1 pseudogene is annotated in these 245 nt (G+C 64.5%); it reads left to right on the top strand.

From position 1 onward, the window contains the following. Nucleotides 1-245 (top strand): annotated as a pseudogene (locus ACEN88_RS36070) (ABC transporter); the annotation flags it as partial.

The following is a 245-nucleotide window of genomic DNA, read 5'->3' as shown; positions in this document are numbered from 1 at the left end:
AGGAAATGCTCGCGATTGACGACTTCCTGGATCGCCGGTGGATAGGATTTTCGCATTGCCATCTCATCAAGGTGGCGGTCGCGGGCGGGGTGCTGCAGCGTCCGCGCCACGTGCTGCTGGTCGAGCCGTCGCGCGGGGTGGAGGTGATGAGGAGGCGGGGCGTGCGCGATGCGCTGTCGAGGGTGCTCAAGGATGGATGCTGGGTGGTGATGGCGTGGGAGGTGTTGCTGGAGGTGTGTGATGTG

The organism is Massilia sp. CT11-108 (assembly GCF_047302915.1).
Classification (GTDB): Bacteria; Pseudomonadota; Gammaproteobacteria; order Burkholderiales; family Burkholderiaceae_D; genus Telluria; species Telluria orientalis.
Note: the sequence above shows the minus strand (reverse complement) of the source record. Positions and strands in the feature narration are given on the sequence as shown.